Raw genomic sequence first — 22,034 nt, forward strand, 5'->3', positions numbered from 1 at the left:
CTTTGGTATCGCCCGAATTCGTTTTCAGAGTGTTCTCAGCGAAGACCTAGCGCTTGAAACTGCTCGACGTAAGGGGTTCCGGTCGGACGCCCTCGTGAAGGTCCAACACCTTGCCATTCGGCAAGACGATCGACTTGGTGGAAGCGCCGGCGCTCGGACCGACGGAGAGCGAACTCCCTCCGGTCGGCGAAACATTCGCCAGCGGCTGACCAACACCGCCGAACGTGTACACCGGAAGCGTGAGGATCTCCAACTCCGACGCGGGAACCGGGATGTGGCGAAGCGTTCCGTCCTGCAGCGCATCCGCGTGTCGGTTGAAGAACAGGTTGAACCCGTCCGTTCCCAGTAGTTCCACCTGACGCTCGTAGAGGATGTCGGCGAGCAACGTGGCCGCACCATCGCCTGGAGTTGCTGCGGCGAGTCCACCGCGCGTGACGCGCGTGTTGTTGATCAGCTGGCACGCGAGCGCCAGATCGCCATTGGTGCGCACGAGCGCCTCGGCCTTGAGGAGATCGTTTTCCGCCGCGAGGATGTACGGCACCGGTCCGGTCGCCGACGTCGCCGAGTTGCGCGCCGCATAGGCGTACCGTGTGTGCGCCCACGGACTCTGCATGTAGATGCCGCGGGTCGCGTCACCGATGACGTTGGCCTTGTACGTGAAATCGGTTGCAAGGCGCTTGTCGCCTGTGCCAGACGCAGGCACGAGCGTTCCGGTGAACTTGTCCGGAACAACAGCATCCATCTGGTGAACCAGATGCTGGTCGACGCGCATCCACGACTCTTCTTCGAAGTAGTACGCGATGTACGAATACCAGTTGTTGTTGTCGCTCAGGATCGTGAAGTTGAACGGAGCGCCAGCGGAACCGGTGCCGATGCCCTTGTCGGCATACTGCAGCACCTTGGCCCAGTCTACCTTGGCCGCATCCGCCGCATTGCGCGGCGTGTACGCAAGCAGCTGCGCGGCCATCGTGTTCGCGATGCGATTGATGCTGGTTGCGTTGAGCGTCGTGCCAACGAGCGGCATGATCGTCGTCGCGTCCGAGTACGTCCACGTCTTACCGCTCGTCGCCGCGATCAGCGCATCCAGCTTTGCCTGCGCCGTCTTGGCAACGTCCGTGTACGGAGAGAACGTCGGGGCACCCTTCGATGCGTCGAAGGTCTCGTCGACGATGAACGCCTTGTCGAAGAGCAACGCGAGCTGCACCAGCGAACCTGCCTGGGCAAACTTCGCGAGCGCACCGTATTGATCCGTTCCGCCGGGGAGCGTGATGCCTCCCGCGACAGCGCGCAGCACGTCGTTCGCCGCACCCAACACCTTGTACTGCCGGTTCCACGGCTCGCGAGCCATTTCGGCATCGGCGTTCGACGTGATGTTGAGATAGGGCGCGCGCGGCTCCACGTTCTGGAAGCGCATCGCGAAGTTGCCGAAGTTCGCCGTCATGGCGTCGGCCGTCACCGATAGTCCCGTCCAGGGATCGATGTATGTCGTCGCCAGGTACCAGGAGTTCACCGACGACACGGCGAGCGACTGCACGTCCGCCGGCGACGCAATCGCGCGCGCGACGTCCGGGTTGTTCGGATTTGAAACCGCCAGATCCTGGGAACAGGCAGCGCTCATCATGAGCACCGCCGCTCCCAACGCGGATCCGAGTTTCGTTCGTGTTGCTATCATTACTTTGGCTCCGAGTTTGGCGATGTTTAGAAGTGGATCTCTACCTGACCCGTGATCGTGCGGAACGGCGGGTATTTGAATCCGTCAATGCGATAATTGAAATCGCTGCCCGACGTCACGTCCGGATCAAAGCCGCTGTACTTGGTCCACGTCATCAGGTTGCGTCCGACGAGGGCGATCTTGAGCCCGCTCGCGCGGCCAAGGCCAATCTTCGGCAGCAACTTGGTCGCCACATCATACGCGACCGAAAGCTCGCGAAGCTTGATGTATGACCCGTCCTCCACGAAGAACTCGTCGGCATTCAGGCCGTTGTACAGACCAGCCGAATAGAATCCTTCGGCAATCTTCTGGTCGGCAGCTTTGCCCGACTGATCCATCACGCCAGCGCGAAGATCCTGCATCATCCACTGCTTGGTGAAGTTGTAGATCTTTCCGCCCTGCTGGCCGTCGAACAACGCGTGAACGTTGAAACGGCTGATCTTGATGTCGTTCGTGAAACCGAAATTGAACTTCGGATTCACGTCGCCAAGCACGAAGCTCGTAGCACCCTTGGCATCGGTGTAGGCGATCGGCAGCTCATTCGCCGTACCACGGAGCGACTTCTTCACGAGGTACCCGAGCGGGTTGACGACGTAGTCGCTCTCGACCGCGCTCGCATTCGCCGGGTTTTCCTTGAGCTGCGCGAAGGTGTGGACGTACCGCGTGCCGTAGATGATGCCGAGCGGCAAGCCCGCCTGATACCAGAACACGTTCTGACCCTGCGCATTGTCCGCCGAAACGCGGAACGGCGCGCGGTTCATCGACAGGATTTCCTGAGTCGTGTGGTCGCCGCTGATCGAGATGTCGTACGTGAAGTTCCGGCGATCCAGAACGCGCGTCTGAAGGGCCGCTTCAAGCGTCTTCGAGCCGATCGTCGCGGCATTCTGCCACTGGTTGCTGAAACCACCCGACGCCGCGGCGGACAACGGAATCTGGAGGAAGGCATCCTTCGTGTTACGATCGGCGTACGTCACCTCGGCGCTGAAGCGCTGCAAGAACTGCGCGTTGATGCCGTACTCATTCTCCGTGAGCACCGCCGGCCGGAGATTCTTGTTGCCGAGATTCTGCTTCGAGAACGTACCGCCGCTCAGCGAGTAGGTCTCGTACTGGTAGTTGAAGCCTGGGCGAAGACCCGCGGTACCACGCGCCGCGTGCAGCTTGAGCTCCTGAACACCGGGGATATTGAGGTCCTGGGTCAGTCGATACGCGCCGGCGACACGATAGAAGTCCGACCAACGGGCGTTGGGCCCGAAGAGTGACGAGCCGTCGCGACGAACCAGACCGTCGAGGATGTAGCGGTCCTTGTACGTCAGGGACTGCGACGCCATGTAATCAGTCGTGAGCTGCTTCTGCGTGCCCTGCGTCAGCGTGAGCTGCGTCGGATCGAGCGCGGAAAGATCCGGCACGTCGTTGACGTTGAGCTTCGATCCACCGGCCGACGTGTTGTTGTCCGCCTCGCTCTCGAGCTGGTAGGATACGCTGGTCGTCGAAAGGATGTCCTTCCAGAACTTCGTGGCCGTCGCGCGGAGCTGCGAGTTCCAGGACACGTTGTTCGTGGCAGCCGACGTCAGCGAGCCGGGGCCAGGCGCGCCAGCACCGGTGAGATATCCGCGAAACTGATACGTCTGCTGCTGCTGGTTCAATCGATCGGTGCCGTAGTTGCCATCGATGCGCAGCCAATCCGTGGCGCGGTAGTGCGCAGCCGCCGAGCCGATGATGCGCTCACGACGCAACTGGACTGCCGTGTTCTTGAGCGAATAGAGCGGGTTGTCGCGCGCGTTCGGCGACGAGTAGGTCGGCAGTTTGCGGAAATACGACGTCGTGTCCGACGTGGTGCCCGGGTGCACGAGGTCGATCATCGGCGGCGCCTGAAGCAGTTCGAACCAGCTGGTGGTGCTTCCCGGCGTGTAGTCGTTGTGCTGCATGCCGTAGGTGAAGCTCCCCGACACGTCGAAGTTGTCGGTCACGCCCTGGTCGACGTTGAAGCGCGCGTTCTGCTTGAATTGACCGTTCACGAACGGAAGAATGCCGCCGTTGTGATTGGAGCTGAACGACGAATTGAAGTTCGTGTTGCCGCGACGCAGGCCAACCTGCACGTCGTTGTTGTAGTAATCGTTGTTGCCCAGGTAGGTCTGAAGCTGGTTGCGGAACCGGTTCGGACCACTGCTCGGATACGGCGTATCGTCAAAGCCCGTCGTATTGACGACCGGGTTGCCGTTCGCCTGTAGCTGGATGCTGCCGTCTGCGTTGAACTGGGCACGCGTGCTGTGGTTGAGATCCACCCAATTGTTCAGCGACGACCGGCCGTATTCCGATCGTCCGCTGATCGTGAGGTGGTTCTCCGCCAGGCTGCGACCGCGCTTCGTCGAGATGCTGATGACGCCGTTCGCGGCATTCGAGCCGTAGAACGATGCGCCGGCCGCACCCTTGAGGACTTCGATCGACTCGATGTCCTGCGCGTCGATGTCAGCGATCGAGTTGGTCGTGATCACGCCGTCGACGATGATCAACGGTGTGCTCGAACCAACCTGGAGGTTCGTTGAGCCTCGGAGCCGGATTGCCGGAGTCGAGCCCGGGTTGCCGACGCCGACTTCCACCTTCAAACCCGCGACCTTGCCGGCGAGGGCCTCGAGCGGATTCGCAGCGGGAACGTCCTTGACCTGATCGGCTCCGACGTGCGCCACGGAGAACGACAGATTCTTGGACGACGTCGAATCGGCGACGCCCGTGACAACCACCTGATCGAGGTGGAACGGATCCGCCTTGAGCACGAAATCCTGCGTGTGCGTGCCCGCGGTGATCGTGATCGGCTTGTCCAACGGCACATACCCGATGAACCGCGCTGTCAACATCTGCTGGCCGGTCGGGATTCGCGCACCCGGAATCGTCAGAGTGTACGTGCCCCGTTCGTTCGTCGTCGTTCCGAGCCCGAGCTGGCGAATGAAGATGTTCGCGCCAACCACGGGGGCTTCTTGCTCGTTCGTGACTTTGCCGGTTATCACGGCAGACTGCGCCTGCACGGTCGCAGCGCCTGCCACCAACAGTAATGTGAGGAGCGGGGCCACGATGGCCCTCACTCGATCAACCTGCGGCATGTGAATCCTCGTTAAGGGGGTCGCGCGGGTGGCGCGTTGCGCAGCGGGAAACTCTCGTCGATCGCAGTGCGGCTTTCTGTCGATCGGACGCGGGATAAAACGACCTACAGTTGTTGGCGCCCCGCGTCGGGCGCGGCCTGCTTGCTGAATCGTTCGACTTTGCGAAAACACCCGTCACAGAATCTTGGGGCACGATCTAGTTAGCAAACACTCCTACAGGCCAGTTAGTCACATCAGCATCTGACTTTGTATGGGCGTGCGACAATATGTCATACATATGCATGATCTCGCCAGCCCATTTTCTGACCGGATTCTGAGGCCGTTTGACACCTACCAGACGCCCGCTAGCGGTTCATGACCATGAATCCCCGTTGTCTGATGAGGATTCCCAACACGTCCGCAACACAGTGGTTGCAGGCCCGATACAGTTTGATTTGCCGCGCAACAGTCAAGAGAGGCCCTGTCGCACCACGGGCGCTGCTACGGTCGCCGACCTGTCGTCCGGGAGGAATCCGGGGGCACGGACGGGTCGAACTCAAAGGGCAATCGGACCAGCTGGCGCACCGTCCGTCCGCGCAGCATCGCCGGCGTGAACAGCGCGTGACTCGCTGCGTCGACCGCCGGTTCTGAGAACGCGCTGTCCGTAGTCGTCACCACACTGACCGTCCCCGGTTCGACTCGGCCCTTGGCATCGACGACGACCGCGATCACCACGCGACCCCGCACCTGGGCCTTTGCCAACGCCTCGGGATAGACCGGGACCGCCGACTCCGCGTCGTACACAGCCTGGCGGTCGACCTGACTCGCCGTAAAGACGGCGCCCTTGGCCACCAGCTCGTCGACGTCAACCGCCTGTCGCTCCGCCGCGCTACGACGTGGACGCATTGGCGCCGTCCAGAGCGCAATCACACCGCAGCGATCCAAGCCGCGCGGGCCGATCAGCTCGGGAGGCACGCCGGTGCTGCCGGCATAAACCTCAATTCCCTCCAAGCTCCCTAGCTCGATACCGTCGAGGTCCAACGGACCTGCAGTCGCTGGAAAACCATCGAGGAAGACCAGCGGTGGACACCCTGCTCCCCCCAGGCTGACCGTTCGACCCATCGCGCCACGCAGATTCAAAACGCGAACCCCTGGGAAGGCCCGAAGCGCGTCGACGACATGCGAGCTTGTCGTATGCTCGATCTGGTCGCGCGTGATGAAATAGCCCATTCCCCGCGTTTTCCGCGCGTTGAACCCGGACAGCCGAGCGTCGAACACCTCGCGGCGCGCCATGACCGTGACGGCGGACAACGCCTCAGGAATGGCTGCCAGGACAATCGGCAAGATCCCCGGTTCAGCAGTCAGGTTCAGATCGAGGCCAACCGGGCTGAATCCAAGACGCCGTACCGCAAGGTGCATCTTGCCCGGCGGAACCTCACGCAGCGTGAACCGACCGTCCACGCCGGTGACAACGACGGCCGCTCCAGCGACCGATACCTGCGCGCCGACAACGGCAGCACCCGTTGAATCGGTCACCTCGCCGCGCACCGTCAGCCGAGTCGCTTGAGCCGACGCGCGCGTCGCCACGGCAAGCGCGACCACCGCAGCGACAACCACAACCCCGATCGATTCGAGTGCTCGCCGCATCCACGCAGGTCGCGTCATGCCAGCTCCGGAGAAGCGTTGTCGCGCCACGTGATCAACACATGCGCTCACGTGTCAGTTCCGTCAAGCTGCGCGACCAGATTCCGGCCGCTGCGCTACCTCCCCGGCCCAACCCCCAATGCCCGCAGCCAATCGGCGAGCCCTGGATATGTCGGCGCCACACGCGCCAGCTGCAGCGCTGTGGCGCGGGCATGTACCGCATCATGCGTGAGTCCGTATGCGAGAGACAACTCATATAGCGCATCGGGACGCGCGATTCCCATGCGAATCGCTGTTTCGAGCAATGGTATGGCAGCGGCAGGATTCTTCTGGCGCATCGCCAAGTCGCCAGCCGCGAAGGCAACGTCCGCGGACGGCCGAATGGCTAGAGCCTGCTGAAACGCCGCCGCAGCCTCGCTATCGGACTTCACTTGAAGCAAGGCGCGGCCCAGCAGCGCCCATGGCTCAGAGAATTGCGGCGTTTCGCGCGCGAGGCCCCGGAACTCGGACACCGCCGAATCCGCTCGCCCGGCAGACTCATACGCCTGCGCCATGCGGAGTTTGAGCAGCGGCCACGGCGCTCCCCTCGATACGAGAAAACTCAAGCTGTCGAGCACACCGTTGGGACGGTAAGTCGCACGATAGTCCTGCTGTTCCGACGTCGCGACGAACGGCCACCGCCGCATGAGCGTTTGCTGAGTATGAAACGCGATGCGCTGGTCGAATGGCGTCAGCGTCATCCCGCGCTCGTAGTCGCCCCAGCTCTTGAGACGATCGAGTCGCGCTGTACGACCCAGGAAACCCGCGCCTCGAAGCGCTTCGAAAAAGGTTCTGGCGAGCAACACTGTGCCGTCCTGGGTCGGATGGACGTGTTCGAGAAACAGCGCAGCACCAGGTATCCCACCGCTCGCCGAGTCGAAGGCCTCCGGCACCGGCACATAAACAGCATCGTTCGCCCTTGCCGTCCCACGAATGATCTCGTTGAACGAACTCGGCGCACGGAAGCGCACGACGTCCAAATCACGCGCGCGAACGAAGAGCGCGCGAGCGTTTGCAGTATCGCCGCGCCCGAAGGCTGCGCGGGCCGCGGCGTAGGTCGAGTCGGCGCCTCCCGCGTTACCGTTCGCCGGCGACGCAAATGGTGGACGATCGCGGACGTTGCTCACCAATCCGCCGATGAAAACGGGGACACCAGCCCCACGAAACTTCTTGATCAAGAGCGCCAGGTTCTCAGAGAACTGCTGCGCTCCGCGACGATATGCTGGTCCGTCGAGCGAGATCAGTTGATCGCGCGCGAGAGTCTCCATGAAGCTCGCTGCATCACCCGACCCCGTTGACGTCCCGCGAGAAAAACGACGACGGGTTGACGCGACGACGGTGCGGATCGCCGCCACGACTCGCAGGCGTTGGAGTCGCAAGTAGAGTCTGATGAGCGCAGGAGATCCGCCGAGGCTTGACTCGCTCGACGCACCGCCGAGCGCACCGTAGTACTCATTGTGCCCGGCGTAAATGAGCACTGCGTCCGGGCGCTGAGCGATGACCTCGTCGGCCATGTCGAGCATTGAAAAACTGTTCGTCGCCGAGATGCCGAGATTCACGACCTCCACCGAGTCCGTCGGCAGGACATCGCGAAGCACGTCGCGGAGCAGTCGAGGAAATGCGCCGTTATGCGGAAACGGAAAGCCTGCGGTCGTCGACTCGCCCAAGGCAAAAATGCGGAACGCGTTCGCGGGTTTGTTTCGGGCGAACGGTTCGACGATCGGCGAGGGCGGCTCGGTCTCAGAGATGAACCAACGGCGCGCCACGTTCCGATTGGCAACCAGGTCGTCGCCCGCCTCGACGATCGCCGGCACAAAAAGCGGGATGGCCCCGCCGCGCCATACGAGCCGCAGCACGCCTTCGGCGGCAACCAGTAGCAACACTGGCGTGAGCAGCGTCAGCGTCCAGAATAGCGCGAGTTTCCGACGCGAGATTGGCGCCGCGGCGGTCGTCTTCACCGTGGGAGCGTGCGGGCCGTCAGCGCGGCAACCGCACCGCGGTACCGCCGCCTCCGGGCGGTGCCACCGGGTCGCTGCCAGCGCTGCCCACCAGACTACGCGAAGCGATGAGCGCACCCAACGCGGCGAGCGATCCGATAACAACGGCGAAGGTCTTCCCCTTCGAGAGTTGTCGCTCGGAAATGCCAGTCACGTACTGCTTTGGAATCTGGACCGGCTCACCAACCCAATGCGAACGACCCGCGCCCAAGGTTTCGACGACGAACACATTCACATTGTAGGCATCGCCCGCCATGCCGGTATAGCGACCTTCAACGCGTCCGACCGCCGGTCCGAGCTTGTCCGACAGGCCCGCGCGCCCCAGATCATTCAACGTGAACGAAAAGCTCGTCCCCGGAACGACCTGGATCGTTTCGGACGGTATCTGCGAATACTCATAGCAGGCCGACTCCACCATGCTCAAACCGAGCGTGCTGGCGAGTATGGCGCCTCGAACCGTCCGCGATCGCAACGTTCCCATCACACCCACCTCAAATGCCAAATGGTCCGACGGCTCAAAAAATCGAATAGATAAATGGTGCGAGCGCACTGCCCTGAGCCGCCAACACGAGCGCCCCGAGTCCGAGCAAGAGCACGATCAGGGGCATGAGCCACATCTTCTTCCGCGCTCGCATGAAGCCCCACAGCTCACGCGCCAGTCCGATCTGTCCCATCGCGTCGTCACTAGTTCAGTAAAGGTGCTCGAGACCGGCCCGAAGTTCCTCATCGGTCTGCGCGGAACGCCGAACCCAAAAGCTCGTCGACGCGCGCGAGCGCGCAAGTGGGCTGCGCCCCATGGTTCGACGAAGAAAGCCAAGCGGAGTGAGGACGAGGAGATACAACGCTGTGAAAAAGATCGGCGAGGTGACGCGCGACAGCGCGTGGCCTAGCGAATTCCACGACCGCTCGATAGGGCGTAAGCGTGTTGGAACAAACACGCCCGCTAGTGCCGCAACGACCGCGACCAGGGCAAGGATCGCCGAGGCCGGAATCCGATGACGCCACAACGCGAGGGCGGCCAAAACCGCGAATCCACCCGCGAGCGTTCCGGCAAACCGTCGCCCTTCGCGAACGGTCATCAATCCTGAATGATTGGTCGTTGCCATTGTTCGCGCGTGGTTGGTTGATCCTTGCTGCGCAGCAGGAATGGAGGCAACGCCAGAATGTCGATGTCCGTTCGCATGAAACACGCGTACGCATCTTCAGGCGTACACACGATCGGCTCTCCACGAACGTTGAACGACGTATTCACCAGCACGGGACACGCCGTGCGTTTCTCGAACGCCTCGAGCACGTCGAACAAGCCGGGCGATCGATCGCGCGTCACCGTCTGGAGTCGGGCCGTGTAGTCGAGGTGAGTGACGGCCGGAATGTCAGAGCGTGGCATGCTGAGACGCTCGAGCCAACCGCGCTGTGTGTCATCGTCGCGCGCAGGCATCCGACGCTGTTCGCGGACCGGCGCCACGAGAAGCATGTACGGCGATTCCCCGTCCAGATCGAAATACTCACTCGCTTTCGATGCAAGAACGCTCGGTGCGAATGGACGAAATCCTTCGCGAAATTTGATCTTCAGGTTGAGCTTTGTTTGCATCGCAGGATCACGCGCGTCGGCAAGAATGCTCCGTGCGCCGAGCGAGCGCGGGCCGAACTCCATCCGACCGTCGAACCAGCCTACAACGGAGCCACGCGACAATTCATCCGCGACGACGGCGATGGTTTCCTCGCGACCGAGCCGCTCGTACCGCGCACCCAGTATGCGTAGCGCGTTCTCGATCTCCGCCTCACCGTACCGCGGACCCAGCAGGCTACCTTGCATCGCGTCATGCCCTTCGGCTACGACACGCTCGCCGTGGAAGTATCGATGCCACGCAAGCAACGCCGCGCCGAGCGCGCCGCCCGCATCGCCAGCTGCAGGCTGAATCCAGATGCGGCGAGCAATTCGTTCGCGCACGAGCTTTCCGTTTGCAACGGCGTTGAGCGCCACTCCGCCCGCGAGGCAGAGCGAGTCGTGCCCCGTCTCGCGAACTGCAGTCCGAGCCATGCGCTCGACGACATCCTCGCAGACCACCTGAATCGACCGCGCGAGATCCATCTCGCGTTGCGTGAGCGGCGACTCCGGAACACGCGGTGGCCCTTCGACGAGCGACGAGAACGCGTCGTTCGTCATGGTGAGTCCACCGAGGTAGTTGAAGTAGCGTTGATCCATAGTGAACGAGCCGTCGTCGCGCAGATCGATCAGGTGCTTGTAGATCACATCGACGAAACGCGGCTCGCCATACGGCGCGAGCCCCATCAGCTTGTACTCACCAGAGTTCACACGAAATCCGGCGTGGTATGTGAACGCCGAATAGAGCAGCCCGAGCGAATCGGGAAAGCGCATTTCGTGGGTCAGTCGCAGAGTGCGCCCTGAGCCGGCGCCGATCGTTGCAGTCGCCCACTCGCCAACGCCGTCGATCGTCAACACGGCCGCTTCGTCGAACGGCGACGGATAGAACGCGCTCGCCGCGTGCGACTCGTGATGCTCGCAGAAAAGCACGCGGCCCTCGAAGCCATCGAGCGCGCGTCGGATCGCGTCCTCGACTCGGAGACGCGTTGTTGCCCAAAGCGGACCAGCCTTCAGAAACGCGCTTAGTCCGCGCGGCGCTAGCCAGAGCGACGTCTCGAGCAACCGATCGAGCTTGAGGAGCGGTTTGTCGTAGAACGCGACAGCATCGAGTTCGCTTGCCGAAATTCCCGCCTCGGCGAGACAGAATCCGACGGCGCTGTTCGGAAAGCGCTCATCGCCTTTCACCCGAGAGAACCGTTCTTCCTGAGCCGCGGCGACGATCACGCCGTCACGAACAAGGCACGCGGCGCTGTCGTGATAGAACGCGGACAGCCCGAGAACGTGCTGCGCCACTTCAGGTCGCGGATGCTAGATCGATCACTGCACGCACCCAATGGTCGACGACTCGTAACGGATCATGCGGGCAGTGTACAGAATGGCAAACTGAGGTGCAAGCCGACTTGCGCGACTTGCGCGGCGTGGCCACGTTAGCGACGAATAAGAGCCCTTAACGTCCTCTCCCGAACCCCCACCCACGGCCGCTCGTTGGCCGTATTTCGGAGGATGGCATGACCAAACTTGGCTTGCCCCGCGTCATTGTCGCGGTGGTCGCCGCTGCGACGCTGGCGTGCGCCAGCGCCGGTGCATCCGAAACGGCTAGCAGCAGTGATGCCGCGCCAAAGCGGGATCGTACCGTGATAACCGCCGCTGACATGAAAGACGTTGCAGTTTCGAATTTGCTCGAAGTCGTGCAACGTCTGCACCCGGAGTGGTTGACGCCGCGCGGTGGAACGAGCGTTCCGGCCTCGAAAGCCCGTGGAGCGGGCGGCTCGACTCCGGTGGCTGTGCAGGTCTACATCGACACACAGCACGCCGGCACGACGGAAATCCTCGGACAGTTGGCGCTCACCAGCGCGTCGTCGCTGAAATACTATTCGGCGTCAGAAGCGCAGTCACGCTTCGGGAACGGCAACAGCGCCGGCGCTATTCAAGTCATCTCCGTCAACAGGCGCTAGATACGACGCAAAAGGGTCGGCCAATGGCCGACCCTTTGTCGTTGCATCCGAAGAACCTTAAGCCGCCGATGCCTTTTCGGTTACGACGCGCACCGTGTTGTCGACGACCTGAAGAAACCCGCCTTCGACGTTGAACTTCCGGCCGCTCGCGCCGCCGAGCCGAAGCACGCCCTTGCCGAGCAGCGCCATCATCGGGGCGTGGCCCGTGAGAATACCAACCTCACCGTCGTGCGCCGGGGCGACGATGGAATCCGTCTGCCCCTCGTACAACACCGCTTCCGGCGAGATCACCGAGACGTTCAACATGATCGCTACTCCGCTCAGCCCTGAAGCTTCTTCGCGTTCTCGACGACGTCGGCGACGCCGCCTGCCATGAAGAAGGCCTGCTCGGGGAGGCTGTCGAACTCACCCGCCACCAGTCGCTCGAACGACGAGATCGTTTCTTCGAGCTTGACGTACCGACCCGGAATACCCGTGAACTGCTCGGCGACCGAGAACGGCTGCGACATGAAGCGCTGAATACGGCGAGCGCGTCCGACGATCTTCTTGTCGTCTTCGGAAAGCTCGTCCATACCAAGAATCGCGATGATGTCCTGCAGTTCCTTGTAGCGCTGGAGAATGCGCTGCACGTCCGTCGCGGCCTTGTAGTGGCGCGCGCCGATGAACTGCGGATCGAGAATTCGCGACGACGATGCGAGCGGATCGACGGCGGGGTAGATGCCGAGCTCCGTGATCGCGCGCGAGAGCACGACGGTCGCGTCCAAGTGCGCGAACGCAGTCGCCGGTGCCGGATCCGTGATGTCGTCGGCAGGAACGTAAATCGCCTGCACCGACGTGATCGAACCGTCGCGGGTCGATGTGATGCGCTCTTGCAAATCGCCCATCTCCGTCGCGAGGGTCGGCTGGTAACCGACGGCGCTCGGCATACGACCGAGCAGCGCGGACACTTCGGAGCCGGCCTGCGTGAAGCGGAAGATGTTGTCGATGAACACGAGCACGTCAGCATGCTCTTCGTCGCGGAAGTATTCGGCGACCGTGAGGCCCGATAGACCGACGCGCAGACGCGCACCCGGCGGCTCGTTCATCTGACCGTAAATCAGCGCGCAGGAGTTGATGACGCCCGACTCCTTCATTTCCAGATAGAGATCGTTTCCTTCGCGCGTGCGCTCACCCACGCCGCAGAACACGGACTTACCGCCGTGGCCCTTCGCGACGTTGTTGATGAGTTCCATGATGACGACGGTTTTGCCGACGCCGGCGCCGCCGAACAGACCGATCTTACCACCCTTCACGAACGGAGCAATCAGGTCGACGACCTTGATGCCCGTCTCGAAGATTTCGGTCTTCGGCTCGAGGTTCACGAACTCGGGCGGCTTGCGGTGAATGGGCCAACGCAGCGCGTCCTTCGGAATCGGCGCGCCGTTGTCCACCGGCTCACCGAGCACGTTCAAGATGCGTCCGAGCGCCGGAGCGCCAACGGGAACCGCAATCGGTCCGCCCGTGTCGACGACTTCCATGCCGCGAACCACGGCGTCCGTGGATGACATGGCGACCGCGCGCACTTGGTTGCGGCCGATGTGCTGCTGCACTTCGACCACGACGCGGATCGGCGTGCCGTCATCCGCCGTGCCAGTGACTTCGAGCGCGTTGTAGATCTCCGGCAGATGCTCGGCCTCGAACTCGACGTCGAGCACCGGTCCGATGACCTGGACGATCTTACCAATATTATGAATCGCGGTGGCGGTGGCCATGAGATTGTCCTAATAGCGATTGAATGGTTCTTCCGACTCTTGAGGTCTCAGGTCTCTGGTCTGAGGTCTCAGTAAAACCCTGAGACTAGTGACCCGTGATCTGTGACCTGTCTCTTCTATCCCTGCAGTGCCGCTGCACCACCAACGATTTCCGCGATTTCCTGCGTGATCGTCGCCTGGCGCGCGCGGTTGTACGTACGAGCGAGAATCTTCAACATGTCGCTGGCATTGTCCGTCGCGTTCTTCATCGCGGTGCGCTGCGTGGCGTAGAACGACGCCGTCATCTCGACCAGTGCGCGATACACCGCGTTGCGAACATACAGCGGAAGCAGTTCGCCGAGGATCGTCTCCGCGTCGGGCGACAAGATATAGTCACGCTGCTTCGCGCCCGCTTCGGGCGGCTGCACCGGCAATACCTGCGTCGTCGTCGGCGGAGCCGACAACACCGACTTGTAGTTCGGCGCGATCACGTACACGGCATCGAGATCGCCGCGCGCGAACGCCTCGGTGAGCGGATTCACGATTTCCGCGGCATTCTCCGCCGTTGGACGATCGCTGATGTCCGTGCGGCTGCTGGCCACCGTGCGACCAATGTAGCGGAAGTAGCCAAGTCCCTTCTTGCCGACCGCGTGCACTTCGACGGCGATGCCCTGCCCTTCGAGTCTGGCAATCGTCGCACGCGCTTCCTTGATCAGGTTCGCGTTGAACGCGCCAGCGAGACCACGATTGGCCGTGATCAGGATGACGCCCGCTCGCTTGATCGTCGTCGGCTGCCGGAGCAGCGGGAAACGCTCAGCGAGCTCCGGCGAGTAGAGACTTCCAATCACGTCGCGCAGCGCGTTCGCGTACGGCCGAGCGGCCGATACGCGATCCTGTGCGCGCTTCATTTTCGAGGTCGCGACCATCTCGAGCGTGCGCGTGATCTTGCGCGTGTTCTCGACGGACTTGATGCGACCTTTGAGTTCGCGGCCCTTAGCCATGGCGAGACCTGTTCAGGAGAACCAACGTCGCCATCACTTGACCGAAGCCTCGACACGCTCGGCTTCAGCCTTCGGTGCGCCTGCGCCCTTCTTGTAATCTTCGATGCCGCGCTTGAGATCGGCTTCGACATCCTTGATCGTCTTGCCGCTGCGCAGCGCATCGCCAACCTGCGGATACTTGCTCTTCATGAACTCGTGGAAGCCACGCTCCCACTCGCGCACGCGCGCAAGCGCGATGTCGTCGATGAAGCCGTTCGTGAGCGCCCAGATGATCATGACCTGCTGCTCGACCGGCATCGGCTGGTACTGCGCCTGCTTCAGCACTTCGACGGTCCGCGCGCCACGATCGAGCTGACGGCGCGTTGCGGCATCGAGGTCGGACGCGAACGCGGAGAACGCTTCGAGCTCGCGATACTGGGCGAGGTCGAGACGGAGACGACCAGCCACCGAACGCATCGCCTTTACCTGTGCAGAGCCACCGACGCGTGACACCGAGATACCGGCGTTGATCGCAGGGCGAACGCCGGCGAAGAACAAATCGGACTCGAGGAAGATCTGACCGTCGGTGATCGAGATGACGTTCGTCGGGATGTACGCCGAGACGTCGCCGGCCTGCGTTTCGATGATCGGGAGCGCCGTCAGCGAGCCGCCCGGCTTGAGGATCGTCTTGCCATCCACCACGCTCGGATCTTCGCTCAGCTTTGCAGCGCGCTCGAGCAAACGCGAGTGGAGATAGAACACGTCGCCAGGGAATGCTTCGCGGCCCGGCGGACGACGAAGCACGAGCGACAGCTGACGATACGCAGCGGCCTGCTTCGACAAATCGTCATACACGCACAACGTCGGCTTGCCTTCGTTGTACATGAAGTACTCGGCCATGGCGCACCCGGAGTACGGTGCGATGTACTGCATTGGCGCCGGGTCGGACGCAGAGGCGGTGACGACGATGGTGTATTCCATCGCGCCCGCTTCCTTCAAGCGCTGAACGACTGACGCAACGGTCGACGCCTTCTGACCGATGGCGACGTACACGCAGATGACGCCCGTGCCCTTCTGATTGATGATCGTGTCGATCGCGACGGCGGTCTTGCCGATACCGCGGTCACCGATGATGAGCTCGCGCTGTCCGCGGCCGATCGGGATCATCGAGTCGATGGCCTTGATACCCGTCTGCAGCGGCTCTTTCACCGGCTGGCGGACGATGATACCTGGCGCGTTCGATTCGACTTTGCGCGTGGTTTTTGCGTTGATGTCGCCGAGTCCGTCGAGCGGACGACCGAGCGGATCGACCGTGCGTCCGACGAGTTCAGGACCGACGGGAACCTCGAGCACGCGGGCCGTGCGACGAACCTCGTCGCCTTCCTTGAGCTGGAGGTAGTCACCGAGGACGACCGACCCGATGTTGTCTTCTTCGAGGTTCAGTGCGAGCGCGGTGATTTTCGCGCCCGTCTCGGACGACGTGATCTCGAGCATCTCGCCGGCCATCGCTTTCTGCAATCCGTAGATGCGCGCGATGCCGTCTTTGACTTCGAGAACGGTTCCAACCTCTTCGACATCGAGCTCGTGAAGGTCAGCGGCTTCGATCTCGCGAAGAAGGATGTCCTTGATTTCGCCGGGGCGGAGTGTGGTGTCGGTGGCCATACGGTGTTGTCGGAAAGCGGGACGGCGTGAAGGTTCTATCGGTGCTTGTGAAAAATATCACAAGGAGGGTCTACACGGCAAGACGCACTATTTCCTAACTGCATGCAATCCAATGGTTCTGGCCCTGAACGGAGCCAGCCCATCTTGTCGTCCATGGCAGCCAGCATTCGGGAACTCAAGGTATGGCAGGAAGCGGTCGCACTCGCGGCGGACATCGTGCGCTCCTCTCGCCAAGCCGCTCGTCGTGAGACGAAAGTCGTGACTGACCAGCTCATGCTGTCCGCCCTCGCGGCGGCCAGCACAATTGCAGACGGCTATGGACGTTACACTGCTCCGGAACAGCGGCAACTGTATCGAGCGGCCAAACGCGAACTACTGCGTCTGGAAACCAACCTCGCCATCGTACGACAGGCCGAGCTCATCCCGGCCCAAACGCACGCCGATCTGTCCAATCGCATCCAGAGCGTCAATCGACTGCTCGGAGGCTACCTCGTGTATCTCGAGCGACAGCTCGCGCCCGAACCTACCCCCGGCTCCGCCCGTGCCCCTTCCTGAAGCGCTCGATGAGGTCGACTGTCCTCAACCGCGCCAATGATGTCGGCTTGGTGCCAACCACTCGCATCGCCGTGCTCGATAGATGCGACGACGACGCGAAGTCCAGAATCTTGGCGACGTCGCGTAGATCGTACCCAGGATTCTTGGCCAGCTCTGCCGAGGCTATGATCCGGACGAGGTCGATGATGCGCTTGAGATTCGGCGCGCCGTCGGCGGAGAACGATCGGCTCAGATGCTCGCGCGTGACCTTGAGCTCGTGGGCAAGCGCCGACGTGCGAACCGGACGACCTGCGTGCGACACAATGAACCGCCACGCATCGCGCTGCAGCGGTGCATCGAGTCCGAGCACGCGTGGCGGCGCCTCGAGCGCGTTCGCAAAGCGCGTGGAGAAACTCTGTTGTGCGACGATGTCGCGTGCGGCAGCGTCGTCCACGCCATCGACGAGCACGTCGGCAAACTCGTAGCTCGCGCACTGCGCGAGCGCCGGGCCTTCGGCGGCGCGCAGTGCGGCGAGCCCGAAGAACGGCGCGCTCGGAAACTCACGCGCAAGCGCGGCGACTCTCCACGTCTCTTCCTGCGCGCTCCCAACGTCCACGACGGCGGCGTCGACCAGATTCTCGCGGAAGGCGAGCTCGAAATCCTCGAGCGTTTTCGTGAGAACGACGCGCATCCGTCGGCGCGGAAACGCCGATCGCATCAACGCACGCGCGCGTTCGCGGTGCGCATAGACGATGATTGCCGGCGTGTTGCTCGCCGAAAGCTCAGTTCGCGCTGGCGCGAGGGTCACGTACTGCTTCCGGCGTCGTCTGCGTCGAGCGTTGGCCGACCGTCGACGAACTGTCGCACGAGCGGATCTGTCGAATTCTTGATTTCCTCCACCGTTCCCACGGAGCGCACGCGTCCCTGGTACAGCATGGCGATGCGCGTGCCGACGGTGTAAGCGCTTCGCATATCGTGCGTGATCACGATGCTCGTGACGCCGAGGCGGTCGCGCATACGAACCATGAGCTGATCGATGACTGCACTCGTTACCGGGTCGAGGCCGGTAGTCGGTTCATCGTAGAGGATGTATTTCGGCCGAAGCGCGATTGCGCGCGCGATGCCGACGCGTTTCCGCATGCCGCCGGAGAGTTCTGCGGGAAAACGATCGGCGACGTTTGGTAGATCGACGAGATCGAGTGCTTCGTGCACACGGTCGGCGATCTCGCGTTCGGAGAGTTCCTGCTGCTTTCGTAGGCCCATCGCGACGTTTTCGCCGATGGAGAACGAATCGAAGAGCGCGGCGAATTGAAAGACGTATCCGATGCGCGCCCGAAGTTGATACAGCTCGCGCCGAGAGAGCGACGGCACTTCGAGATCGTCGACGATGACGTGGCCAGAGTCGGGTTCGAGTAGGCCGACGATGTGTTTGATCGCGACTGACTTTCCTGTGCCCGAGTAGCCGATGATGACCATCGTTTCGCCTTCGACCACATCGAGGGTGAACCCCTCGAGGACTTTCTTTGGGCCAAAGGCTTTATAAACGTCGATCAACCGAATCATGGCGGGGCAGCGGGAAGCGTGAAGAGCGAGGCGAGAACGCGACTACCCGTTTTCGCCCGGCCAGAAATGTGATATGCCTGGGAAGCGGTGGCTAGGCGGAAAAAGAAAGAGGGCCGGCTTTCGCCGGCCCTCTTTCAGTTCCTCGACTGCTGTTTACGCTGCGAAGCTGCCGAGTGCTCGGCCGACATCGCCTTCGCGGAGGCGCTTGAGCGCGCGATCGCGAAGCTGGCGAACACGTTCACGCGTGACGCCAAGCATCGAGCCGATTTCTTCGAGCGTGTGCTCACGGCCGCCTTCGAGGCCGAAATACAGGCGCAGGACCTTGGCATCGCGCGGGGGCAACGTGCTGAGTGCCTGCTCGATTTCGTCGGTGAGGAAGCGGTTCATCGCTTCTTCTTCCGTGTCGGGCATCTCGTCGGCAACGAAGCGCTCGATGAGCGAACGATCGCCTTCGGGATCCATCGGCGCGTCGAGGCGAACGTCGCTCGTGTTGAGCGCGGCCAGCGACTGCACGACGTCGACCGAGAGTCCGGTGAGCTGGGACAGCTCTTCGGGGCTCGGTTCGCGGTTGAGCTTTTGGCGAAGGATTTCCGAGGCCTTGATGATTCTCGAAAGATCGGCTGTGCGGTTGAGCGGCACACGGACGGTGCGGCCCTGTCGCGCGAGCGCGGAGAGAATCGCCTGGCGGATCCACCACACGGCGTAGGAGATGAACTTGACGCCCTGGTCTGGATCGAACTTTCGGGCGGCAGTGAGGAGACCGACGTTGCCTTCACCGATCAGATCGATGAGGGGCAGACCGCGGTTCTGGTATTTTTTGGCGACGGAGATGACGAAGCGCAGGTTGCGCTTGACCAGCTCCTGCAGGGCATCCTGATCACCGGCGCGAATTTTCTTCGCGAGGTCGATCTCTTCCGTCCCCTTGAGGAGCGGATAGGTGCTGACCTCGTAGAGGTACTGGTCGAGAATATCGCGCTCCGGTTCATTCGGAGCGATCCCAGCGGGGGCCGCACGGCGGCGACGGCGCTTGAGTTCGGTCATTGAAGGCGTAGGTGTTTTTCCACGCGCGGGGGGCGAGTGGATTCGAGCATGTATAGGCGGCGGACAAAAACTCCGCGTCGCGACGGATGTATGCAAGTGCACGATGGAAAATCATCGTGCACAACATTCGCTACGAGTGAGCGAAAGGCGCTGCAAAATACCGGCCTATGAGATTTTCGCTAGTCCCAATTCGTTGACACTCGGTATACCCTCTGCTATAGTTCGTGGTTCCTGGCGGTAACCGTCTGAGCCGTTAGGATTTGGTGTAGCGAAGGGGGCGTAGCTCAGTTGGGAGAGCGCTTGAATGGCATTCAAGAGGTCAGCGGTTCGATCCCGCTCGCCTCCATGACGTGGCTGTAGGATGCTGGTGCCTCGTCGATTAGTATCTCGGAAGAATTGCCGCGACGTATGCCGAAAGATGTTGTGTGAAGTTTCTCTCCGGCCGTCGGCTTCCGAGCTCCAAAGTTTTTTGCGGGAATAGCTCAGTTGGTAGAGCACAACCTTGCCAAGGTTGGGGTCGCGGGTTCGAGTCCCGTTTCCCGCTTTGAAGGCAGGGTCTGGGGTGTCGGGTCTAACGACTCGAGATCCAAGACTCTGGAAGTTTGGGCGGTTAGCTCAGTTGGTTAGAGCGCCACGTTGACATCGTGGAGGTCACAAGTTCGAGTCTTGTACCGCCCATTGCCGTTGACGCGTTCCTAACGCGGAAATAGGTTGCACGTCCGCCGCTTCACAGCGGCGATTGTGTGTGTGTATGCGCCCATAGCTCAATTGGATAGAGCATCTGACTACGGATCAGAAGGTTGGAGGTTCGAGTCCTTCTGGGCGCACTGTAGGAAGCGAGCCGGTTAAACTCGTGAGTTCGGCGGGGCGTAGCGTAGCCCGGTAGCGCGCCTGCTTCGGGAGCAGGAGGTCGCTGGTTCAAATCCAGTCGCCCCGACCATATATAAGAAGCGGCCATGCCTCGCGTTTGAGGTGTGGCCGCTTCTTCGTTCCACCGAGTCGTTTGACGTCATTGCCGCGGCGCGAACGAATAAACGAAGGGCCCGCGACACCGTCGCGGGCCCTTCGTCCTTCTATCGCTGGCCTATCAGTCTATGCCTTACGATCCAAGCACGCCGTGAACAGCGGGTTCACCTGCTCGCTGCTCGGCACCGGGAAATTCTCGTCGGTGCCGTACTTGCCGCCCTTGAAATAGTTGCCCGTCGGGAAGACCTGATCGTCGGTGCGTCCATACTGACGAACGAGCCGGCGAAGGTCTGGCAACCGCTGACCACGACCGAACGTCCAGAATGCCTTCTCGCGGAAGAGGAGCGACGTGGCATCCGTCACGTTCGCCGGCGTCGGCAGCGCTGCCATTGCTGGAACCGACAGCGAACCGATCGTCGGCTTTGCAGCACGCAGCGTATTGAGAATCGTCATCATGCCGGCAATGTCGTTGGCCTGCAGCTTGGCCTCGGCCTCGTACAACCGTGCATCGACGCCCGATGCGAGCACGAGCGGATCGAACTGCCCCTTGTATCCCTGCGCGAGATAGAAGGGCCGGGTCACTCCATCTTCGGGTGGAACCTTCGGAGAGAGCTGATCTCCGTCCGCGACCGGAACGCGCGGATCGTTCGCCGAGGCAAAAGGCAACGCGTTCTTGATGACGTTGACCTGGCCGCCGATGATGTCAAAGCTGTCAGACACACCGATACGCGCCGTCGAATTGTTGAGGGTCCACATGCCGTTCGAGCCCGACACCGACGAAAACGTCATGTCGTACACGAACGTCGTGGGTACCGAGGCAACCAACGTTGCGGCAGCCGCCGCGCCGGCTTTGTCCTTGTCGATCAGGACACGCGCCTTCCACACACGAGCCGCGCGATTGATGTAGACGCTTCCTGCATCCGTTGCCTTGCTGCTGAATGCCATCGCGGTGTCGAGGTGCGCCGACGCGCTGTCGTAGACCTGCGAGATCGTCAGAGGCGCGCCGTTCACGAACACACCGTTGTCGGTATGACCCAACGGAATTCCATTGCAGTAGTTGTCGGCCATGGTCATCTCGAAGAACGCGAGCTCCATGTACAGCTCACCGATGAGCGCCGAACTATCTGGATTGAATTGCTTCATCGCCTTGATCGCATCGCGTACGAACCCGCGCGATTGTGTCACGCCGGCGTAGTTCCACGAAACAGCCGCGTCCGTGAGGCGTTGGTCAGCGTTGATGCGGTCAGACGAGAAATCAGCATTCTTGAATTCGTCGGCGAGCGTTCCGGCATATTGCCAGATCGACTCGCCTGCCTGCACTTGCTTGTAGCGTCCAATCGCGCCGACGCGAAGTGCCAGGGCGGCCGTCGGCGTTCCGACGGCCGATGGATCGACGAGACCCGGATTCTGTGGCGCGAGCAGCTCGGTCTTGACTCGATCGCATCCAACCACGGCGACAAGGCCAGCGGCGGCTGCGACGAGAACCCACCGAGCGCGATTCATTTTCTTCGACATATCAGATCGTCCTCGGC

Annotated in this window: 18 protein-coding genes and 5 tRNA genes; 7 read left to right on the forward strand and 16 right to left on the reverse strand. The window is 62.0% G+C overall.

Annotated elements, in window-relative coordinates; genetic code table 11:
* Window positions 1-46: 46 nt before the first annotated feature.
* The 8 genes from AC6H4Z_RS19310 to AC6H4Z_RS19345 form a co-directional block, all read right to left on the reverse strand.
* Window positions 47-1,672 (reverse strand): RagB/SusD family nutrient uptake outer membrane protein, encoded by a 1,626-nt coding sequence (locus tag AC6H4Z_RS19310; RefSeq protein ID WP_497543597.1) that lies wholly within the window; start codon window positions 1,670-1,672, stop codon window positions 47-49.
* A gap of 26 nt (window positions 1,673-1,698) precedes the next feature.
* Complete coding sequence (locus AC6H4Z_RS19315; RefSeq protein ID WP_497543598.1) at window positions 1,699-4,806, reverse strand: SusC/RagA family TonB-linked outer membrane protein; 3,108 nt, start codon at window positions 4,804-4,806, stop codon at window positions 1,699-1,701.
* Between the two features lie 480 nt (window positions 4,807-5,286).
* Entirely contained in the window at window positions 5,287-6,450 is a 1,164-nt protein-coding gene (locus tag AC6H4Z_RS19320) for a TonB family protein (RefSeq protein WP_497543599.1), read from the reverse strand.
* Window positions 6,451-6,545: 95 nt separating this feature from the next.
* Window positions 6,546-8,426 carry a GDSL-type esterase/lipase family protein gene (locus AC6H4Z_RS19325; protein WP_497543600.1) on the reverse strand — a complete coding sequence of 627 codons (1,881 nt, stop codon included), beginning with the start codon at window positions 8,424-8,426 and terminating at the stop codon, window positions 6,546-6,548.
* Window positions 8,427-8,445: 19 nt separating this feature from the next.
* The gene (locus AC6H4Z_RS19330; RefSeq protein ID WP_497543601.1) at window positions 8,446-8,946 is read right to left on the reverse strand and encodes a hypothetical protein; all 501 of its coding nucleotides are present in this window, start codon (window positions 8,944-8,946) and stop codon (window positions 8,446-8,448) included.
* A 34-nt stretch (window positions 8,947-8,980) separates the two neighbouring features.
* Window positions 8,981-9,139, reverse strand: a complete 159-nt coding sequence (locus AC6H4Z_RS19335; protein WP_497543602.1) for a DUF5989 family protein — start codon at window positions 9,137-9,139, stop codon at window positions 8,981-8,983.
* 15 nt (window positions 9,140-9,154) lie between these two features.
* On the reverse strand, window positions 9,155-9,571 hold the full coding sequence (locus AC6H4Z_RS19340) for an SxtJ family membrane protein (protein ID WP_497543603.1): 417 nt from the start codon (window positions 9,569-9,571) through the stop codon (window positions 9,155-9,157).
* Window positions 9,544-11,364: a carbamoyltransferase family protein gene (locus AC6H4Z_RS19345; protein WP_497543604.1), complete on the reverse strand. Its 1,821-nt coding sequence runs from the start codon at window positions 11,362-11,364 to the stop codon at window positions 9,544-9,546. Before AC6H4Z_RS19345 ends, AC6H4Z_RS19340 begins: the two co-directional genes overlap by 28 nt.
* A 215-nt stretch (window positions 11,365-11,579) precedes the next feature.
* On the opposite strand from AC6H4Z_RS19345, the gene AC6H4Z_RS19350 reads away from it, so the two are divergent.
* Complete coding sequence (locus AC6H4Z_RS19350) at window positions 11,580-12,026, forward strand: hypothetical protein (protein WP_497543605.1); 447 nt, start codon at window positions 11,580-11,582, stop codon at window positions 12,024-12,026.
* A 57-nt stretch (window positions 12,027-12,083) separates the two neighbouring features.
* On the opposite strand, the gene atpC is transcribed toward AC6H4Z_RS19350, so the two are convergent.
* The 4 genes from atpC to atpA form a co-directional block, all read right to left on the reverse strand.
* A complete protein-coding gene (atpC, locus tag AC6H4Z_RS19355; protein ID WP_497543606.1) occupies window positions 12,084-12,332 on the reverse strand; it encodes an ATP synthase F1 subunit epsilon in 249 nt (82 codons plus the stop codon).
* Between the two features lie 14 nt (window positions 12,333-12,346).
* On the reverse strand, window positions 12,347-13,777 hold the full coding sequence (gene atpD / locus AC6H4Z_RS19360) for a F0F1 ATP synthase subunit beta (RefSeq protein WP_497543607.1): 1,431 nt from the start codon (window positions 13,775-13,777) through the stop codon (window positions 12,347-12,349).
* Window positions 13,778-13,893: 116 nt separating this feature from the next.
* Entirely contained in the window at window positions 13,894-14,757 is an 864-nt protein-coding gene (gene atpG, locus AC6H4Z_RS19365) for an ATP synthase F1 subunit gamma (protein ID WP_497543608.1), read from the reverse strand.
* A 33-nt stretch (window positions 14,758-14,790) separates the two neighbouring features.
* Entirely contained in the window at window positions 14,791-16,398 is a 1,608-nt protein-coding gene (atpA, locus tag AC6H4Z_RS19370) for a F0F1 ATP synthase subunit alpha (RefSeq protein WP_497543609.1), read from the reverse strand.
* 153 nt (window positions 16,399-16,551) lie between these two features.
* Between atpA and AC6H4Z_RS19375 the strand changes: the two genes are divergently transcribed.
* A complete protein-coding gene (locus tag AC6H4Z_RS19375) occupies window positions 16,552-16,953 on the forward strand; it encodes a four helix bundle protein (RefSeq protein ID WP_497543610.1) in 402 nt (133 codons plus the stop codon).
* On the opposite strand, the gene AC6H4Z_RS19380 is transcribed toward AC6H4Z_RS19375, so the two are convergent.
* The 3 genes from AC6H4Z_RS19380 to AC6H4Z_RS19390 form a co-directional block, all read right to left on the reverse strand.
* Entirely contained in the window at window positions 16,922-17,740 is an 819-nt protein-coding gene (locus AC6H4Z_RS19380) for a hypothetical protein (protein WP_497543611.1), read from the reverse strand. The genes AC6H4Z_RS19375 and AC6H4Z_RS19380 overlap by 32 nt on opposite strands.
* Entirely contained in the window at window positions 17,737-18,495 is a 759-nt protein-coding gene (locus AC6H4Z_RS19385; protein WP_497543612.1) for an ABC transporter ATP-binding protein, read from the reverse strand. The genes AC6H4Z_RS19380 and AC6H4Z_RS19385 overlap by 4 nt, the downstream gene beginning before the upstream one ends.
* A gap of 153 nt (window positions 18,496-18,648) precedes the next feature.
* A complete protein-coding gene (locus tag AC6H4Z_RS19390; RefSeq protein ID WP_497543613.1) occupies window positions 18,649-19,536 on the reverse strand; it encodes a sigma-70 family RNA polymerase sigma factor in 888 nt (295 codons plus the stop codon).
* Between the two features lie 273 nt (window positions 19,537-19,809).
* On the opposite strand from AC6H4Z_RS19390, the gene AC6H4Z_RS19395 reads away from it, so the two are divergent.
* The 5 genes from AC6H4Z_RS19395 (at window position 19,810) to AC6H4Z_RS19415 (ending at window position 20,476) form a co-directional block, all read left to right on the forward strand.
* Window positions 19,810-19,882 (forward strand) — tRNA-Ala (locus tag AC6H4Z_RS19395).
* A gap of 125 nt (window positions 19,883-20,007) precedes the next feature.
* Window positions 20,008-20,080: transfer RNA gene (locus AC6H4Z_RS19400), tRNA-Gly, on the forward strand.
* A gap of 60 nt (window positions 20,081-20,140) precedes the next feature.
* Window positions 20,141-20,214, forward strand: a tRNA-Val gene (locus AC6H4Z_RS19405).
* A gap of 75 nt (window positions 20,215-20,289) precedes the next feature.
* Window positions 20,290-20,363: transfer RNA gene (locus AC6H4Z_RS19410), tRNA-Arg, on the forward strand.
* A 36-nt stretch (window positions 20,364-20,399) separates the two neighbouring features.
* A tRNA-Pro gene (locus AC6H4Z_RS19415) sits at window positions 20,400-20,476 on the forward strand.
* Between the two features lie 152 nt (window positions 20,477-20,628).
* Here AC6H4Z_RS19415 and AC6H4Z_RS19420 read toward each other — a convergent pair.
* Complete coding sequence (locus AC6H4Z_RS19420; protein ID WP_497543614.1) at window positions 20,629-22,017, reverse strand: hypothetical protein; 1,389 nt, start codon at window positions 22,015-22,017, stop codon at window positions 20,629-20,631.
* Window positions 22,018-22,034: the final 17 nt, after the last annotated feature.

The sequence above is a fragment of the Leucogemmata humicola genome, assembly GCF_055379415.1.

What these genes read in the sequence shown, in the direction of transcription:
- AC6H4Z_RS19310 (WP_497543597.1), bottom strand. Translation starts at nt 1,672, where the DNA reads ATGATAGCAACACGAACGAAACTCGGATCCGCGTTGGGAGCGGCGGTG.
- AC6H4Z_RS19315 (WP_497543598.1), bottom strand. Translation starts at nt 4,806, where the DNA reads ATGCCGCAGGTTGATCGAGTGAGGGCCATCGTGGCCCCGCTCCTCACA.
- AC6H4Z_RS19320 (WP_497543599.1), bottom strand. Translation starts at nt 6,450, where the DNA reads ATGACGCGACCTGCGTGGATGCGGCGAGCACTCGAATCGATCGGGGTT.
- AC6H4Z_RS19330 (WP_497543601.1), bottom strand. Translation starts at nt 8,946, where the DNA reads ATGGGAACGTTGCGATCGCGGACGGTTCGAGGCGCCATACTCGCCAGC.
- AC6H4Z_RS19335 (WP_497543602.1), bottom strand. Translation starts at nt 9,139, where the DNA reads ATGGGACAGATCGGACTGGCGCGTGAGCTGTGGGGCTTCATGCGAGCG.
- AC6H4Z_RS19340 (WP_497543603.1), bottom strand. Translation starts at nt 9,571, where the DNA reads ATGGCAACGACCAATCATTCAGGATTGATGACCGTTCGCGAAGGGCGA.
- AC6H4Z_RS19350 (WP_497543605.1), top strand. Translation starts at nt 11,580, where the DNA reads ATGACCAAACTTGGCTTGCCCCGCGTCATTGTCGCGGTGGTCGCCGCT.
- atpC (WP_497543606.1), bottom strand. Translation starts at nt 12,332, where the DNA reads ATGTTGAACGTCTCGGTGATCTCGCCGGAAGCGGTGTTGTACGAGGGG.
- atpD (WP_497543607.1), bottom strand. Translation starts at nt 13,777, where the DNA reads ATGGCCACCGCCACCGCGATTCATAATATTGGTAAGATCGTCCAGGTC.
- atpG (WP_497543608.1), bottom strand. Translation starts at nt 14,757, where the DNA reads ATGGCTAAGGGCCGCGAACTCAAAGGTCGCATCAAGTCCGTCGAGAAC.
- atpA (WP_497543609.1), bottom strand. Translation starts at nt 16,398, where the DNA reads ATGGCCACCGACACCACACTCCGCCCCGGCGAAATCAAGGACATCCTT.
- AC6H4Z_RS19375 (WP_497543610.1), top strand. Translation starts at nt 16,552, where the DNA reads ATGGCAGCCAGCATTCGGGAACTCAAGGTATGGCAGGAAGCGGTCGCA.
- AC6H4Z_RS19385 (WP_497543612.1), bottom strand. Translation starts at nt 18,495, where the DNA reads ATGATTCGGTTGATCGACGTTTATAAAGCCTTTGGCCCAAAGAAAGTC.
- AC6H4Z_RS19390 (WP_497543613.1), bottom strand. Translation starts at nt 19,536, where the DNA reads ATGACCGAACTCAAGCGCCGTCGCCGCCGTGCGGCCCCCGCTGGGATC.
- AC6H4Z_RS19420 (WP_497543614.1), bottom strand. Translation starts at nt 22,017, where the DNA reads ATGTCGAAGAAAATGAATCGCGCTCGGTGGGTTCTCGTCGCAGCCGCC.